This is a genomic window from Anoxybacillus sp. B2M1, from assembly GCF_001634265.1.
GTDB classification, from domain to species: Bacteria; Bacillota; Bacilli; order Bacillales; family Anoxybacillaceae; genus Anoxybacteroides; species Anoxybacteroides rupiense.
The window spans coordinates 2268184-2284583 of sequence record NZ_CP015435.1 but is presented as its reverse complement, the minus strand read 5'-3'; the positions used below and the strand labels follow the sequence as shown (position 1 = coordinate 2284583).

Annotated in this window: 13 protein-coding genes; all 13 read left to right on the top strand. The window is 43.1% G+C overall.

Annotation, left to right across the window (positions count from 1 at the left end):
* Positions 1-20: 20 nt before the first annotated feature.
* The 13 genes from GFC28_RS10990 (at position 21) to GFC28_RS10935 (ending at position 16344) form a co-directional block, all read left to right on the top strand.
* Complete coding sequence (locus GFC28_RS10990) at positions 21-350, top strand: YerC/YecD family TrpR-related protein (protein WP_044741340.1); 330 nt, start codon at positions 21-23, stop codon at positions 348-350.
* 286 nt (positions 351-636) lie between these two features.
* Positions 637-1332, top strand: coding sequence for a heptaprenylglyceryl phosphate synthase (locus tag GFC28_RS10985; protein WP_044741341.1), 696 nt, complete (start codon positions 637-639; stop codon positions 1330-1332).
* A 51-nt stretch (positions 1333-1383) separates the two neighbouring features.
* Positions 1384-3582, top strand: a complete 2199-nt coding sequence (pcrA, locus tag GFC28_RS10980) for a DNA helicase PcrA (RefSeq protein ID WP_044741342.1) — start codon at positions 1384-1386, stop codon at positions 3580-3582.
* An 18-nt stretch (positions 3583-3600) separates the two neighbouring features.
* Entirely contained in the window at positions 3601-5613 is a 2013-nt protein-coding gene (gene ligA / locus GFC28_RS10975) for an NAD-dependent DNA ligase LigA (protein ID WP_044741343.1), read from the top strand.
* 5 nt (positions 5614-5618) lie between these two features.
* Positions 5619-6746 carry a CamS family sex pheromone protein gene (locus GFC28_RS10970; protein ID WP_044741344.1) on the top strand — a complete coding sequence of 376 codons (1128 nt, stop codon included), beginning with the start codon at positions 5619-5621 and terminating at the stop codon, positions 6744-6746.
* 94 nt (positions 6747-6840) lie between these two features.
* Positions 6841-8388 (top strand): L-glutamate gamma-semialdehyde dehydrogenase, encoded by a 1548-nt coding sequence (gene pruA, locus GFC28_RS10965; RefSeq protein ID WP_044741345.1) that lies wholly within the window; start codon positions 6841-6843, stop codon positions 8386-8388.
* Positions 8389-8881: 493 nt separating this feature from the next.
* Entirely contained in the window at positions 8882-9613 is a 732-nt protein-coding gene (locus tag GFC28_RS10960; protein WP_082063385.1) for an HI0074 family nucleotidyltransferase substrate-binding subunit, read from the top strand.
* 305 nt (positions 9614-9918) lie between these two features.
* Complete coding sequence (locus GFC28_RS19315; RefSeq protein ID WP_156487532.1) at positions 9919-10071, top strand: hypothetical protein; 153 nt, start codon at positions 9919-9921, stop codon at positions 10069-10071.
* 475 nt (positions 10072-10546) lie between these two features.
* Positions 10547-11206, top strand: a complete 660-nt coding sequence (locus GFC28_RS10955; RefSeq protein WP_044741346.1) for a response regulator — start codon at positions 10547-10549, stop codon at positions 11204-11206.
* A gap of 142 nt (positions 11207-11348) precedes the next feature.
* On the top strand, positions 11349-11831 hold the full coding sequence (locus tag GFC28_RS10950) for a hypothetical protein (RefSeq protein ID WP_044741347.1): 483 nt from the start codon (positions 11349-11351) through the stop codon (positions 11829-11831).
* On the top strand, positions 11809-12750 hold the full coding sequence (locus GFC28_RS10945) for a hypothetical protein (RefSeq protein WP_231883409.1): 942 nt from the start codon (positions 11809-11811) through the stop codon (positions 12748-12750). The genes GFC28_RS10950 and GFC28_RS10945 overlap by 23 nt, the downstream gene beginning before the upstream one ends.
* A 490-nt stretch (positions 12751-13240) precedes the next feature.
* A complete protein-coding gene (locus GFC28_RS10940) occupies positions 13241-13918 on the top strand; it encodes an ABC transporter ATP-binding protein (protein ID WP_044741348.1) in 678 nt (225 codons plus the stop codon).
* On the top strand, positions 13915-16344 hold the full coding sequence (locus GFC28_RS10935; RefSeq protein WP_044741349.1) for an ABC transporter permease: 2430 nt from the start codon (positions 13915-13917) through the stop codon (positions 16342-16344). The genes GFC28_RS10940 and GFC28_RS10935 overlap by 4 nt, the downstream gene beginning before the upstream one ends.
* Positions 16345-16400 lie beyond the last annotated feature (56 nt).

Genomic DNA, 16400 nt, shown 5'->3' with positions numbered 1-16400 from the left:
AATGGAGGGTTGAATACTATATGCAAATTGATAAGCTGAGAGGCAGAGAAGTCGATCAATTGTTTCAAGCCATTCTTTCGCTTCGTGACTTAGAGGAATGCTATCGTTTTTTTGATGATTTATGCACGGTCAACGAAATTCAGTCGTTGGCCCAGCGCCTTGAAGTGGCCCGTATGCTCCGAGAAGGCTATACGTACCACAAAATCGAAACAGAAACGGGGGCTAGCACAGCCACTATCTCTCGTGTCAAACGATGTTTGAACTATGGAAGCGATGCTTATGAAATGGTGCTTGAACGTATTAAAGAAGAGCAAGCTGACGACTTCAAAGAAACGAATCATATAAAATGAAAGGAAGGAGCCTTGTTTTGGTGCTCCTTTTCTTTTTTGAAGAAGAGACATTGGATCTTATGCGGTCCTCGGCTCTTTTTTGTAATGGTATATATAGGTTTGCGATGAATAAGGCTTATAGGTTCATCCATCAGCTTAAGGATTTGTTATAATAAGATGATGGATAAAGAGTGTTTAATCATAACCAGACAAATGGTTGCTTGTTAGCAGTAGACAAAGCGAGATTCGTCGTTTTTGCCAATAAATCCCCACGTCTGATGACGGAGAAGTAAATGGAGGTTTTTCTATGTACGATATTCACCAGTGGCGTCACGTGTTTAAGCTGGATCCCCATAAAGAAATCAGCGAGGAGCATCTGGAACAAATTTGCGAATCTGGAACGGATGCAGTCATTGTCGGCGGAACGGATCATGTCACGCTCGAGAATGTCCTCGATCTAATGGCGCGCATTCGCCGATTTGCGGTTCCTTGCGTTTTAGAAGTATCGAATATCGAATCTGTGACGCCCGGATTTGATTTATATTTCATCCCGACGGTTTTAAATAGCAGACAGACAAAGTGGATAGTCGATTTGCATCATGAGGCGATGAAGCAATTTGGGGAGCTTATGAATTGGGATGAAATGTTCATGGAGGGATATTGCATTTTAAACAAAAACTGCAAAGCGGCAATGCTTACGGAAGCGAAGACGGAGCTTTCTGACGAAGATATCGTCGCCTATGCATTAATAGCGGAAAAAATGTATCAACTGCCGATTTTTTATTTAGAGTACAGCGGCACTTATGGAAATGTAGAAACGGTACGCCGAGTGAAAGAGGCGCTGCATCATACGCGGCTATTTTACGGTGGCGGCATTGAAAGCCCAGAACAAGCAAAGGAAATGGCGCAATATGCGGATACGATTGTCGTCGGAAATGCGATATATCACGATTTGCCGAAAGCGTTAGAAACAGTGAAAGCTGTGAAACGAGAAATGGTCTGAACAGAAAAAATGTAGTAAAATAGAACAAATGTTTGTATGGTGGTGATAGAATTGAATTTCTTATCCAATAAGCTGCTTGCGAATTTGAATCCCGAGCAGCAAGCGGCCGTCAAAACGACGGAAGGGCCTTTATTGATCATGGCTGGAGCGGGAAGCGGAAAGACGCGCGTATTGACGCACCGTATTGCTTATTTGATGGCGGAAAAGCATGTTGCCCCTTGGAACATTTTAGCGATTACCTTTACAAATAAAGCAGCCCGTGAAATGAAGGAGAGGGTGCAATCGCTTGTCGGCGGAGCGGCGGAAGAGATTTGGATCTCGACGTTTCATTCGATGTGCGTGCGCATTTTGCGGCGCGATATCGACCGTATTGGCATTAATCGCAACTTTTCTATTTTAGATGCGACCGATCAGCTTTCAGTGCTCAAAACGATTTTAAATGATAAAAATATCGATCCGAAAAAATTTGATCCGCGTGCCATTTTAGGAACGATCAGCAGCGCTAAAAACGAGCTGCTTTCTCCGGAGAAATTTGCTAAAAAAGCAGCTACTTATTATGAAAAAGTGGTAAGCGATGTGTATACCGAATATCAACAGCGTCTTCTGCGCAACCATTCTCTTGATTTTGACGACCTAATTATGGTGACGATTCAGCTGTTTGAACGCGTGCCGGAAGTGCTTGAGCATTATCAATATAAATTTCAGTATATTCATATTGACGAATATCAGGATACGAACAGAGCGCAGTATATGCTTGTTAAAATGCTGGCCGCGAGATTTCAGAATTTATGCGTTGTCGGTGATTCCGATCAATCGATTTATCGCTGGCGTGGAGCGGACATTCAAAATATCTTATCATTTGAAACGGACTATCCCAATGCCAAAGTAGTACTTCTTGAACAAAACTATCGTTCGACCAAGCGCATCTTACAAGCGGCGAACAAGGTCATTGAAAATAACTACAACCGCAAACCAAAAAGATTATGGACCGAAAATCCGGAAGGAAAAAAAATCGCCTATTATGAGGCGATGAGCGAATCAGATGAAGCGCAATTTGTCGCTGGTAAAATTAAAGAGTATGTGGACAGCAGCAAGCGCCGCTATTCGGATTTCGCCATATTGTATCGCACGAATGCCCAATCGCGGATGATGGAGGAAGTGTTGATTAAATCGAATATTCCTTATCAAATCGTCGGCGGCTTAAAGTTCTATGACCGAAAAGAAATTAAAGATATTTTGGCGTATTTGCGTTTGATCGCCAATCCAAATGACGATATTAGTTTGACGAGAATTATCAATGTGCCAAAGCGCGGTATCGGCGCTTCATCGCTCGATAAAATTGCAAGCTACGCTTCCGCACACGGTCTTTCGATGTTTCAGGCGCTTGGCGAGCTTGAGCATATGGGGATTAGTGCGCGCATTGCCGCTTCGTTGCATGAATTTCGTCGGCAAATCGAACATTGGGGGCAGCTGCAAGAATATGTATCTGTTACGGAGTTGGTAGAGGATGTTTTAGAGAAGTCGGGGTACCGCGAGATGCTTGAAGCGGAAAAAACATTGGAAGCGCAAAGCCGGCTTGAGAATATTGATGAATTTTTATCCGTAACCAAACATTTTGAAAATGTAAGTGAAGATAAATCGCTCATCGCCTTTTTAACGGATCTTGCTTTAGTGGCTGACATTGACCAGTTAAACAATGAAGAGGAAACAGACAAGGAAGCCGTTGTGCTTATGACGCTTCACTCGGCAAAGGGGTTAGAATTCCCTGTCGTTTTTTTGATCGGCATGGAAGAAGGCATTTTTCCACATAGCCGCTCACTCGACGATGAAGAGGAAATGGAAGAAGAGCGGCGCTTGGCCTATGTCGGCATTACCCGCGCCGAAGAGGAATTGTTTTTAACAAGCGCCCAAATGCGCACCCTGTTCGGCCGAACGAATGTGAATCCAGCTTCGCGCTTTATCGGGGAAATTCCTGATGAATTAGTCGAACAGGTGAATAAAACGAAGCGTTGGCCAGCAAGCGAACAAGCGAGAACGAAATCCGTTCGTTTAGCTGCGGTGCCGACAACGACAGGAGGAGAAGCGGTCGCTTGGAAGGTAGGCGATAAAGCAGAGCATAAAAAGTGGGGAATCGGAACCGTTGTGAGCGTGCGCGGAGACGGAGACGACAAAGAGCTGGATATCGCTTTCCAAAGTCCGATTGGAATTAAGCGATTATTAGCTAAATTTGCCCCGATTACGAAGGTCTAGAGAAAGGATGAACGAACAATGGATCGACAAACAGCTATTGGGCGCATTGAGGAGCTTCGCCGTCTTTTAGATCAATATAACTATGAGTATTACGTATTGGATCGACCATCGGTGCCTGATGCTGAATATGACCGGCTGATGCAGGAGCTCATCGCTCTTGAAGAGGCGCATCCTGATTTAAAAACGAAAGACTCTCCTTCCCAGCGTGTAGGCGGACAAGCGTTAGATGCTTTCCAAAAAGTGGAGCATCGTGCTCCGATGCTAAGTCTTGCCAATGCTTTTAATGAAGGAGATTTGCGGGAGTTTGACCGCCGCGTTCGTCAAGAAGTTGGCGATGATGTCGCGTATGTATGTGAACTGAAAATCGACGGACTTGCTGTTTCCTTGCGCTATGAGGATGGCTATTTTGCTCAAGGGGCTACACGGGGCGATGGAATAACAGGAGAGGACATCACCGAAAATTTAAAAACCATTCGTTCGCTCCCGTTGCGGCTGCAGCAACCTGTCACGTTAGAGGCGCGCGGTGAAGCCTATATGCCGAAAAGATCGTTTGAGCGATTAAATGAACAGCGCCGCCAGCGCGGCGAGGAACTGTTTGCCAACCCGCGCAATGCAGCCGCTGGATCGTTGCGTCAGCTTGATCCAAAAATTGCGGCCTCTCGCCATTTAGACATGTTTATTTATGGTTTAGCTAATGCAGAGGAAATGGGAATCGATTCGCACAGTGAGGCGCTTGATTATTTGCAACGGCTTGGATTTAAAACCAATCCGGAGCGGCGGAGATGTGCGAATATGGAAGAAGTAATTGAATTTATAAAGGAATGGAATGGGAAACGTCCGCAGCTTTCCTATGAGATTGATGGCATTGTGATTAAAGTGGATTCATTTGAACAGCAGGAACAGCTCGGCGCAACGGCTAAAAGCCCTCGTTGGGCGATCGCTTACAAATTTCCAGCCGAAGAAGTAGTCACGAAGCTGCTTGGCATTGAATTAAGCGTCGGCCGTACGGGAGTGGTCACGCCAACCGCGCTTTTAGAACCAGTTCGCGTTGCTGGCACAACGGTGCAGAGAGCTTCGCTTCATAATGAAGATTTGATTCGAGCGAAGGATATTATGATTGGCGACGCCGTCGTTGTCAAAAAAGCAGGTGACATTATTCCTGAAATTGTAAATGTTTTGCCTGAAAGGCGAACGGGAGACGAAATTCCTTTTGCAATGCCGACCCATTGTCCAGAATGTAAAAGCGGGCTTGTCCGCTTAGAAGGAGAGGTGGCGCTTCGCTGTTTAAACCCAAAATGTCCAGCCCAAATTCGCGAAGGTTTAATCCATTTTGTTTCCCGACAGGCGATGAACATTGAGGGACTTGGCGAAAAGGTGATTGCTCAATTGTTTCAACAAGGGCTTGTACATGACGTGGCCGATTTGTATACATTAACAAAAGAGCAGCTCGTTCCTTTGGAGCGGATGGGTGAAAAGTCTGCCGCGAATTTGCTTGCAGCGATTGAAGCGTCAAAGCAAAATTCGCTGGAACGTCTTTTGTTCGGACTTGGCATTCGCCATGTCGGAGCGAAAGCGGCGAAAGTACTTGCTGAGCATTTTGAAACAATGGAACGTCTTGAGTCGGCTACGAAGGAAGAATTGCTGGAGATTCACGAAATCGGCGAAAAAATGGCCGATTCCATTGTCACTTATTTTTCGCGGCAGGAAGTAAAAGAACTGTTGAACGAGCTCCGTTCTTATGGAGTGAATATGACTTACAAAGGAACAAAATCAGTAAAAGCAGTTGAAGGAACGTCTTATTTTTCTGGAAAAACGGTCGTATTAACCGGCAAGCTGGAAGCATTATCGCGCAGTGAAGCGAAAGAAAGGATCGAACAGCTTGGCGGCAACGTGACGGGAAGCGTCAGCAAAAAGACCGATTTAGTCATTGCCGGTGCAGAAGCCGGATCGAAATTAACGAAAGCGCAGCAGCTCCATATTGAAATTTGGGATGAAGCGCGCTTTCTTCAAGAACTTGAGCGGCAGGTGTAAGGACCATGAAAAAAATGGCGATATTATCTATAGCAATGATGTTCTTGCTATCGGCTTGTGCTCCGAAATTTGGCCAAGAAGAAGTCGTACAACAAAAAGATAATAAACAGCAAAAAGCTGTGATTCCAAAATACAATATTTCTGATTCGTACTATCGAATGATTTTGCCATTTAAGCCTTCGGAAGCGAGAGGACTTGTGGTGGAGGATTTGAATACACGTTTGGATGTGGACGAGTTTGAAACGGGCTTGATGCGTGTAGCTCAAGATCGTTTCTCACCGCAGGATTATTTATTTCAAGAAGGGCAATATTTGGACAAAAAAACGATTCAGAGCTGGCTTAAGAGGAAAAGCGAAGACGATAAGGGCTTGAATCCGGCGCTAGGCAACAAAGGAACCAATGAAGAAAAAAATACAAAAAGTCCGATTTATTTGGCCAATATTTTAGAGCATGATTATTTAATGAAAAACGATAATAATAAAGTAAAGCTTGGCGGTATTGTTTTAGGACTTGCCTTAAATTCTGTCCATTATTATGAGACGGAGCAGGGATATCCGCGCGAGGTGCAAATCGAGGATGACGTCATTGAAAAAGAAGGCAAGCGACTGGCTTCTGAAGTATTATCGCGGGTTCGTCAGATTAAAGGATTAGAAAGCGTGCCGATTACCATTGCCTTATTTAAGCAACAGCCGCAATCGGCGATTATTCCAGGCCATTTCTTTGCCGTGACGAATGTAGACGAGGGAAGCACGACGATCGACAAATGGGAAAAAATTAATGAAGAATACACTTTATTTCCATCAGATGACGCGGAAAAAAATCACCGCGAAGATTTAATGAAGTTTTTAAATTTTAAATCCGATATCGAAGACTTTTTTCCAAATTATACAGGCGTCATCGGCAAAGCATTTTATGTAGACGATCAGCTTCAGCAGCTGACGATCCATATTCCGATGCAATTTTATGGCAAGGGAGAGGTCATTGCGTTTACGCAATATGTAACGGGGCTTGTGATGGAGCAATTCCCGGATTATATCACGGTCAATGTCTATATTTCGTCTGTTAACGGCCCGGAAAGCATTATCATCCGCGAAGCGAAGGCCGAACAGCCATTTGTCCATATATATCAATAGACGGAAAACGATAGCGATTGAATAAGTTTTTATTATCCGTTAGAATGATAGATGTGGGTTGTAAACGTTTAATTTCGGCAAAGGGGGCACAAGTATGGTACAACCTTATAGACATGAACCATTCACAGATTTCACAGTGGAAGCAAATAAACAGGCTTTTGAAGCCGGTTTACAACAAGTACAAGCGTATCTTGGCCAAGACTACCCGTTAGTGATTGGCGGAGAACGGGTGACGACGGAAGATAAAATCGTTTCAATCAACCCAGCTAATAAAGAAGAAGTAATTGGTCGCGTATCAAAAGCGAATAAAGAGTTGGCTGAAAAGGCTATGCAAGCAGCAGATGCCGCATTCAAATGGTGGAGCAAAACAAAACCGGAAATGCGCGCTGATATTTTGTTCCGTGCTGCTGCGATTGTGCGTCGCCGCAAGCATGAGTTTTCCGCATTGCTTGTGAAGGAAGCCGGAAAACCTTGGAGAGAAGCGGATGCGGACACAGCAGAAGCGATTGATTTTATGGAGTATTATGCCCGTCAAATGTTAAAGCTGAAAGAGGGCATTCCGGTAGAAAGCCGTCCAGGTGAGTCGAATCGTTTCTTCTATATTCCGCTTGGCGTCGGTGTGGTGATTTCGCCTTGGAACTTCCCGTTTGCGATCATGGCGGGAACAACAGTAGCTGCTCTTGTTACGGGCAATACCGTTCTTTTAAAACCAGCGAGCACAACGCCTGTTGTCGCTTATAAATTTGTGGAAGTGTTGGAGGAAGCAGGTCTTCCAGCCGGCGTATTGAACTATATCCCGGGAAGCGGCGCAGAAGTCGGCGACTACTTAGTGGACCATCCGCGCACTCGCTTTATCAGCTTCACAGGCTCTCGTGATGTCGGCATTCGCATTTACGAGCGCGCAGCGAAAGTACATCCAGGCCAAATTTGGCTCAAACGCGTCATCGCGGAAATGGGCGGAAAAGATACAATCGTGGTCGACAAAGAAGCTGACTTAGAATTGGCAGCTCAATCGATTGTTGCCTCTGCCTTTGGCTTCTCAGGACAAAAATGCTCCGCTTGCTCTCGTGCGGTTGTTCTTGAAGAGGTATACGATCAAGTATTAAATCGCGTCGTTGAGCTAACAAAGCAGTTGAAAGTCGGCAATCCAGAAGAACAAAGCACGTTCATGGGTCCTGTGATCGACCAATCTGCTTACAATAAAATTATGGAATACATTGAAATCGGCAAACAAGAAGGCAAGCTGATGACAGGCGGCGAAGGAGATGACTCAAAAGGCTTCTTCATTCAGCCAACAGTATTCGCCGATGTCGATCCAAAAGCGCGCTTAATGCAAGAAGAAATCTTCGGCCCAGTTGTGGCTTTCACAAAAGCGAAAGATTTCGATCATGCGCTTGAAATTGCTAATAACACCGAATACGGCTTAACGGGAGCGGTCATTTCGAAAAACCGCTTTAACCTTGACAAAGCGCGCGAAGAATTCCATGTCGGTAACCTTTACTTCAACCGCGGATGCACAGGCGCGATTGTCGGTTATCAGCCATTTGGCGGCTTCAACATGTCAGGAACAGACTCAAAAGCAGGCGGCCCTGACTACTTGATTCTTCATATGCAAGCAAAAACGGTATCGGAAATGTTTTAAAGTAAAAACCCCCTCTTGGCGAATGCTGGGAGGGGGTCTAGTGAATTTGTCGATGCGCAAAAAATCCACCTCTGTCCAAACGGCGACTGAGGTGGATTTTTCTAAAATTCCTCTGTCCAGATGGTAAAAATATTGTTGTTATACTTACGTTTCTTTGAAGAGCCTCATATACTTGGTAACATAAAGAAACCCTCGTGTTATGGGGGATGGTGTAAAGCCAGACTGGAAAGAGAGTGGGTTTCATTTTACAGAGCATAAAATGGATAAGGACTTAGCTCCTCACTTATGAAGACATACCTCTGATATATCCAGTAAGGGGCTTTGGAAACCTAACAATGAATTAAGAATGTTGTTAGGTAACAAACATTAAATTGGGGGTTGTGGAAATATTACGAAGACTTTTGGAATAGCTCCTAAATTCTCATCATGATTTCGTGTTCAGGTTTGGACATTTGAAGAAAATCATTAGGAGGCGGTGATCTTGAGTGTCAATATGTATGGATTAAAGAGAAAAACATTTTATCAGCTTCTTCATTTCTTCCAAAGCTATGCGGACATTATTGAAAAAATCATTTTGTTTGGTTCGCGGGCACGAGGTGATTATAAAGAAACATCGGATATTGATATTGCGATTAAATTTAGAAAAAACAACGAGCAGCTATATCGCATTCAAGACGATTTGGCTGAAGTCAATATAATTTATACAGTAGATGTGATCGATTATGACAAAATAAGTAACGGAAAACTCAAATCGTATATTGATCAAGAAGGGAAAACGATCTTTTTAACGAATGATCGGGGGGAGATAGTTGTGACGATGAATAAAATCATAGATAAGCTTTCTGATTTTGAGAAGGCGTTATATAAACTTCATCAAAGCGTCGGGCGTGATGTCACGAAAGACGACCTTGTTCTTGATGCGACGATTCAGCGGTTTGAATTTACATATGAGCTGGCATGGAAATGGATGAAAAGTTATTTGGAATACAACGGAAACAACGAAGTAACAAGCCCGCGAAAGACGATAAAGGAAGCGTTTAAAGAAGGACTCATTCAAGACGGAGAAACGTGGATTCAAATGCTGGAAGACAGAAACAGAACATCACACACGTATGATGAGCAAATAGCGATGGAAATTTATGAACACATTCGCCAGAGATACGTTTATCTATTTGATAGGTTATTGATGGAAATGAAAAAGCGAGTGGAGGAGTTAGAGAAATAACGCGATATGTTGTCCCCACAGGTTTTCCCACCCTAGATGTCCGACGATTCGGAGTTCTTTTTTGTACCTTGGATATTTTACGTATGGAAGGCTCCGTTTGGTTTTCTCATTTGATTTCTCCATCAATCTCTCAATCCAGTGATCAAAGAACAGCATTGATTTATTTTATGATAGAGTCGGATCATGGAACAGACAACGCTTGTCCTTGTCCGAAGTCGATTCATCTCCCGCTTTCATCAAGCTGTACAAGATTCAGAAACGCGAGACTTCCCGACTGAATAAAGCCAGCTTGGAAAAAACGCTTTTTGTTTATGGACAGAATTTTTCTAAATAGAGGAACGATGGTCGGCTATCAGCCATTTGGCGGCTTCAGCATGTCAGGAATAGACTCAAAAGCAGGCGGCCCTGACTATTTGATTCTTCACGTGCAAGCAAAAACGGTATCGGAAATGTTTTAATGAAAATCCCTCTCTGCCTAGGCAGGGAGGTTTTTCATTATGCTATATTCCCGCGTTTATCCCCTTCAAGTGATGTACAAAGCCGCTTTTTCTCTTCTTTTGCTTTGTGTAAGTAGAACTAGTTTTAGACACTTTAAATGCCCGAAGATCACTGTTGATACAAAATGGTTTCCTTTTTAGCGATAAATTTATTTACATCAGTGGAAGGAAGTTCACTGATTTTGTCGAATTTTGGTTAATTGTAAATATTTGTGTAGATATGTGGGGGGACAAAATAACGAGGGGGATGAAAGCGTTTATATGAATATGTGAGACAAATGACGGAAGAAATCAATCGCATTGCCTGCGCTTTTGCCCGATGGCTGATAAGAGGTGGATCGGTTGTATCAAAGAACACATGCCAAGCTTAGCATACCGCATTTCAAAAGGAATCATCCTTGCGCTGTAAATCTGGAAAGGGGGAGAAGCGGCTAAGATGATTCATATTTTGGTTGTCGATGACCATCGGCTTGTTGGTGAGGGGACAAAGAAAGTACTGGAAAATGAACCGGACTTTCATGTGGAGCTTGTAACATCTGGAAAAGATGTGGAACCAATCATAGAAAGGTACACCTATGATGCATATTTGCTGGATTGGCAGATGCCGGGGATAAGTGGAGTCGAATTAGGTAAGCGAATTCTGCAAAAACAACCAGATGCGAAAATTGTTATGTATACCGGATATGACATCGCGCCTTTTTTTCATTACTTGATCGAATCAGGTATCACCGGCTTTGTCAGTAAAACGGCGACAAGCGAGCAATTAATCACAGCGATTCGTTGCGCATTAAGGAACGAAGCGGTGGTTCCTGTGCATTTGTTGCGCCGGATGCAGCTTTCTGAGGTGAAGGACCGAACGCAAGAAGGCGAACCGGTCGCGCTGAGCCCCCTGGAGCAGGAAATATTAATGGAAGTTGCCAATGGCTTAGGCAATAAGGAGATTGCAAAAAAATGTCATATCAGCCAACGCAGCATCGAACGGCAACTATCCCGCATTTTTGCCAAGCTGCAAGTTTCTTCAAGGATCGAAGCGGTAGAAAAAGCTAGGGCTGATCCCCGCGATTCACATGGAATATTAACGCCTCCTTACCAGTGAGGCGTTTTCTTTTTTAAGCCCGCCAACCTGTGGCGGAGTTCCGCCAAAAAATGGCGGGGTTCCGCCACAGGTTGGCGGTGAAAAAGTGATAGTTTTGATTTATATTTATAGTATAAAAATCAGACAGATGGGGGGGATTTTTATGTTCAAAAAGGGTTATTTATCTATTTTTTCGCTAGTTACAGGGTTGGCTTTCTTCTCAACTAATACTTTTGCAACTACTGATATTGTGGATAATGATGCTTTAAGCAACGCTCCTGGATTCTCTGAACAAAAGGGAAATTGGATCTACAAGACAGGTTCTGGATACTACAATGATTATCGGATCGTTTCAGCGACCGTTAATGGCTTTGATCCTGATTATGCCTATATTTGGAGCTTTTATGCACACGATAAAAATGCCGCTCATTATGTCTATTTAAACAATAAAGATTTTACAAATCCAAGAACAGCTTATCAAATAGATGAGCTTGGTGGTATTGTCTATATTAATCAAAATACAGCACCCGGAGGCTGGAATTTTCTAAAAACTAATAAAGAGTGGAATCATATGATTGTAATTAACACATCTTTAACTACCAAGGTAGGAAATGTGGGAGCAGATGCTACAAAAATTACTTATTAATTTGGGGGTGAATACTTTGAAAAAAGAATTTTTGGTTGCTGGAGTTACTGGTGTGATATTAGCCATTTCACTTGTAGTATATAATGGTATGGATTTTACTGGAAAAAGAGAAAACGTGGCTCAGGCAAGTGAAAATATCCAAAAAGTAAAAGTTCAAAATACAAATGAACAAAAAACTAAAATTCAAACCTTAATGTTAAATTCTATTGATCATTATAAAACAGCAAAAGGATCGTTTGAATATTTTAGTGAATCAGGTGATTTTTATATCAGTGTAGATTATCAAACAAATCTTTCTGATAGCCCACAATCTTATGAAAAAGTGTATGGACTGGGTAAGGAAAATAATAATGGTATAGTTAATGCGACTGAGTTGGGCTATGAAGTGAGTATATATGATGGAGAAAATTTGATTAACTACAATAGTGGTTCTAGCGATCATCAAACGAATAGTGTTACTAAGAGCAATGTTCCTATAAAAACTATCGCAAAAGTAGGAAAAGTGAGTGAAAAGGAGCGTAATTATTTAAAAAACACGAGTATTCATGAACGGATTACTACAGTAGATGGAGAAAAAGCCTATATACACAGAGTAGATCCATCCTATATGGGGATAGCGAAGACTTCTTTATTTCCAGAAGATATAGCAATGGGATTCTTAGTAGATAGTACACTATGGGATATCACAGGACAGGAAATTATAGCAGGAATTAAGACAATAGTAATAGAAGGTAAACTCAATAGCGAATATTCAAAACGATATAACGCAAAAACTTTCAAATTAAATATAGATCCAAAAACTGGAATAATGATACAAATGGAAGTTTTTGATTCCTCAGGTATCATTAAGGAATCAATAAAAACGAAAAATATTGAAATTAATGAAAATTTAGATGTCAATTTGTTCTCGATTTTTTGATGATTATGTTTCATTAAAATTATTATAAAAAATTAATGAAATAGAGGTAGATCATTAAGGTATAATTTTTTAACTTAAATGAGATACACATTGAATCAAAAATAATGTATTAAAACATACGGGCCTCTTTGCAATGACAAAGAGGTTTGATTGTTATGTATCAGGAATTTTATTTTGATTTATCTATTCGGAAATATTTATATCCGTATGTTAGGAATTTATAAAAACAGTGAAAATCCCCCGCGGTGAGGCGTTTTCTTTTTAAGCCCGCCATTTAGTGGCGGTAGAAGCAAACAGAAAGAGAAGTATAATAGAAAAAAGTCGCGCATGCCTAGAGAGTATGTTTAAGCCTTAAAGATCGAATCGTCTTGACGGCCTACGGCTGTTAGAAGGACATATGAATGTTATATGCATCCTTATTGGTGAATGGGCGATCAGTGTAATCTGTGATATACAGCCTCGTTTTTAGCTAAGGAGAAGGAGGGAAAAGATGATTCGATTAGAAAATATCAGCCAATCATTTAAGCACCATTCTAGCAAAATCAAAATTTTAAATCATGTTGATCTAGTGATTCAGCAAGGGAGCTGGGTGTCGATTGTCGGTCCGTCCGGCTCAGGGAAATCGACTTTATTAAAAATTATGACAGGTTTATTAAAACCGGATACAGGGACTGTTTATTACCGGGATCTCGATCTCTATCGAATGGGTGAACGAGAAAAAAGCGATTTCCGCCGACGTCATATTGGGTTTGTATTTCAAGATTTTAAATTATTGCCGTATTATTCGGTTTTAGACAATGTGATCCTCCCTTTATATTATGATAAAAAGAAACAGGAATTATATGAAAAAGCGAAAATGCTGTTGCTATCGCTCGGCATTCAAGAGCCGTTATTTTCCCGGCTGCCGAATGACTTATCCGGAGGAGAAAAGCAGCGCGTTGCCTTTGCGCGTGCGCTCATTGCCGATCCGGACGTATTGGTTTGCGATGAGCCGACAGGGAATTTAGATCGGGAGAATCGCGATCATATGATTGAGATTTTGCGCTCCTTCAACCAGCAAGGAAAAACGATGATTTTAGTGACCCATGATATGGAAGTGGCGGCCCACTCTAATTGCATTTATTTATTAAAAGATGGGCTTCTTCTGCCAAATGAGGTGAATGTATGATCCGGATCGTTTGGCGTCGTCTCGTTCACCGGAAAATGGCAACAATGACGATGCTGGCCGCTCTTATCAGCGTCTATACGCTGATTCCGGTCGGCCTTTTCCAAGCGAAAGAAGCGAAATCAACGGTCGACAGCAGCATTGAGAAATATGGAAGGGGTACATATGATCTATTAGTTCGTCCTGCCTCATCAAGAACGCAAGTGGAAAAAACGCTTGGCGTCGTCGAGGAAAACTATATTGGCGATGGAAAGGGCGGCTTTTCCATCGCCGAGTGGAAGCGGATCAAAGCCGATCCGCTGATTGAAGCGGCTGCTCCTGTTGCTTCATTAGGCTACTTTCGCGGCAAGCAGTTTTCCCTAGAGCTCCCTGTTTTGGAAAATCCGTCGAGATTCACCTATCAATTTTATACATCAGACGGATATAAAAACTATCCGCTCGGTTCTTCGGGAACATTTGTCTATTTTGAACAGCTCGATCCTGGAACGATTCAGTATGTTACCACAGCACAGCAATTTGGAAGCGCAGCCATGATGATTGAGATGCCGGAGAATTATTACCTTTTGGTCGCCATTGACCCGGAAAGCGAACAGCAGTTAACCGGCATTGACTTTTCCAAATTAGAAGAACCGCTGGAACTGGATCGCCCTCAGGATCCAAAAGCGATGATGCTAAAAATGACGCTTGAAAATTACGGGAATCCCCCTGTTGTAAAGGTGCTTCAGCGTGATGATTTGAATATCCCCGTTTTTCTTCGCCTGCAAGTGGATACGCTTGAGGTAAGCATCGAGAAGTATCTTCGCAGCCTCCATTTGCAGCAAGGGCAATGGATGATGAGTGCAAGCCCGGAGAAAATCGCCGAGGTTTTAAAGGAACTGAAAAAGGAGAGAGTCGTGCAATCGAAAACGATCGATTTAGATTTATCGAAGTTTCAAAAGCCGTTTGATGGTACGGCGCTGATTCTTAATGACCAGTGGCAGTTAAATGTTGCGCAAAGATATTCAATTGGCGGCGATACGTCCGTTTATTATGTCGCCTCTAAAATTGTTTATCAGCATCTTGATTCCATTCCGACCATCCATATCGTACAGCCTGGTGAGCCGCCGTCTTATAAGCAGGTAGAAAAACGGGGCGTCTCGATGGCGACTGCAACGAAACTTCCTTTTATTATTGAACAGGTAGGCACGTTTTCTCCGAAAAAGGAGCCCAGCAACAAGCTTGCTTCAAGCCCTCTGGGCATTTATGGAGGGATGGAGGCAACAACCGAAGAGGGCCGCACATTAACGCCGACAACAGTACCCGGAAGTTTCATTCCAGCGCCTGCCAGCGGTGTGACGACGTTGGAAGCGGCTGAACTGATCAAAGGAAAGAAACCGATTGATGCCATTCGCGTTCGAATTGCTGGAATTAAAAAGTATGATGAGGCAGCCCGCCGGAAAATTGAACAGGTGACCGCTAAGTTGTTGAAGCAGGGATATGAGGTAGATGTCGTAGCCGGCGCTTCGTTTAAGGAAATGACGCTTGATGTCGAGGGGATCGGCAAAGTCAAGGAGCCGTGGACAACGTTAGGAGTCGCCCAACGGCTGACACATACATGGAATGATATGAGTCTTGTAACCACATTTTTGTTTTCTTGCTTTGCCCTGCTTTGGCTCGCTATGAGACTCGTTTTTGAAAAAAATCTACTGACTCTTGAAAATGAATATCTAACTCTCCTTGGTTGGCGAGAAGGACAGATTCGCAAGCGAAATGCCATAGAGCAATATTTGCTTATGACGGTTGCCTTAGCGGCGTCTTTTAGCATTTTATATGGTTTGGATGCCGCCCTGCCGCTATATGGGGTGGCCGCTGGTTTGTGGATGTTTTCCATAGTGCTTGTGACATTTTTGCTTCACAGAAAAGAAGAACGAAAGGAGCGAACGATCGCTTATCGTCGTTTTTCTTCCATTCGTTATTATCGGCGCTGGATTGTTCCGATGATGGGGATTTTATCGCTTGCCGCCGTGTTGCTGGCTGTACAGATCGCCGCGTTGACCGCCGCCCTGCAGGAGACGGCAGAGACCGCCTTAGGGGAGTATATAAGAAATGCGACCTTTTGGGTGCAAATCTCGATCATTTTATCGTCAACTGGCCTTGCCGCCATCGGTGTGAGCGAAGGGGTTCATACGCTATTGAGCGAACGAAAAAGCGAGTTTCAAATGTATGAGATGATCGGTTGGACAAGAAGAACGAGGCTCTGGCATTTTGCAAAGGAAATAGCGGTTTGGGCTCTTTCTGCCATCATTCTCGGATTGGCTTTTGCCAGCCTTGCCCTTTATTTGCTTCATGTTTCCTTTATGTGGAGCGTGATGGGATTAAGCAGTTCGTTTGTGATCTTGGCGATCATGATCGCGGTTATCGTATGGACGCGCCATTTTGATGCGGTTTAGCCTAAATGGTATCTTCCCTCTCCGGCTTTGCCTGGAGAGGGAATGGGTTTTGGGTT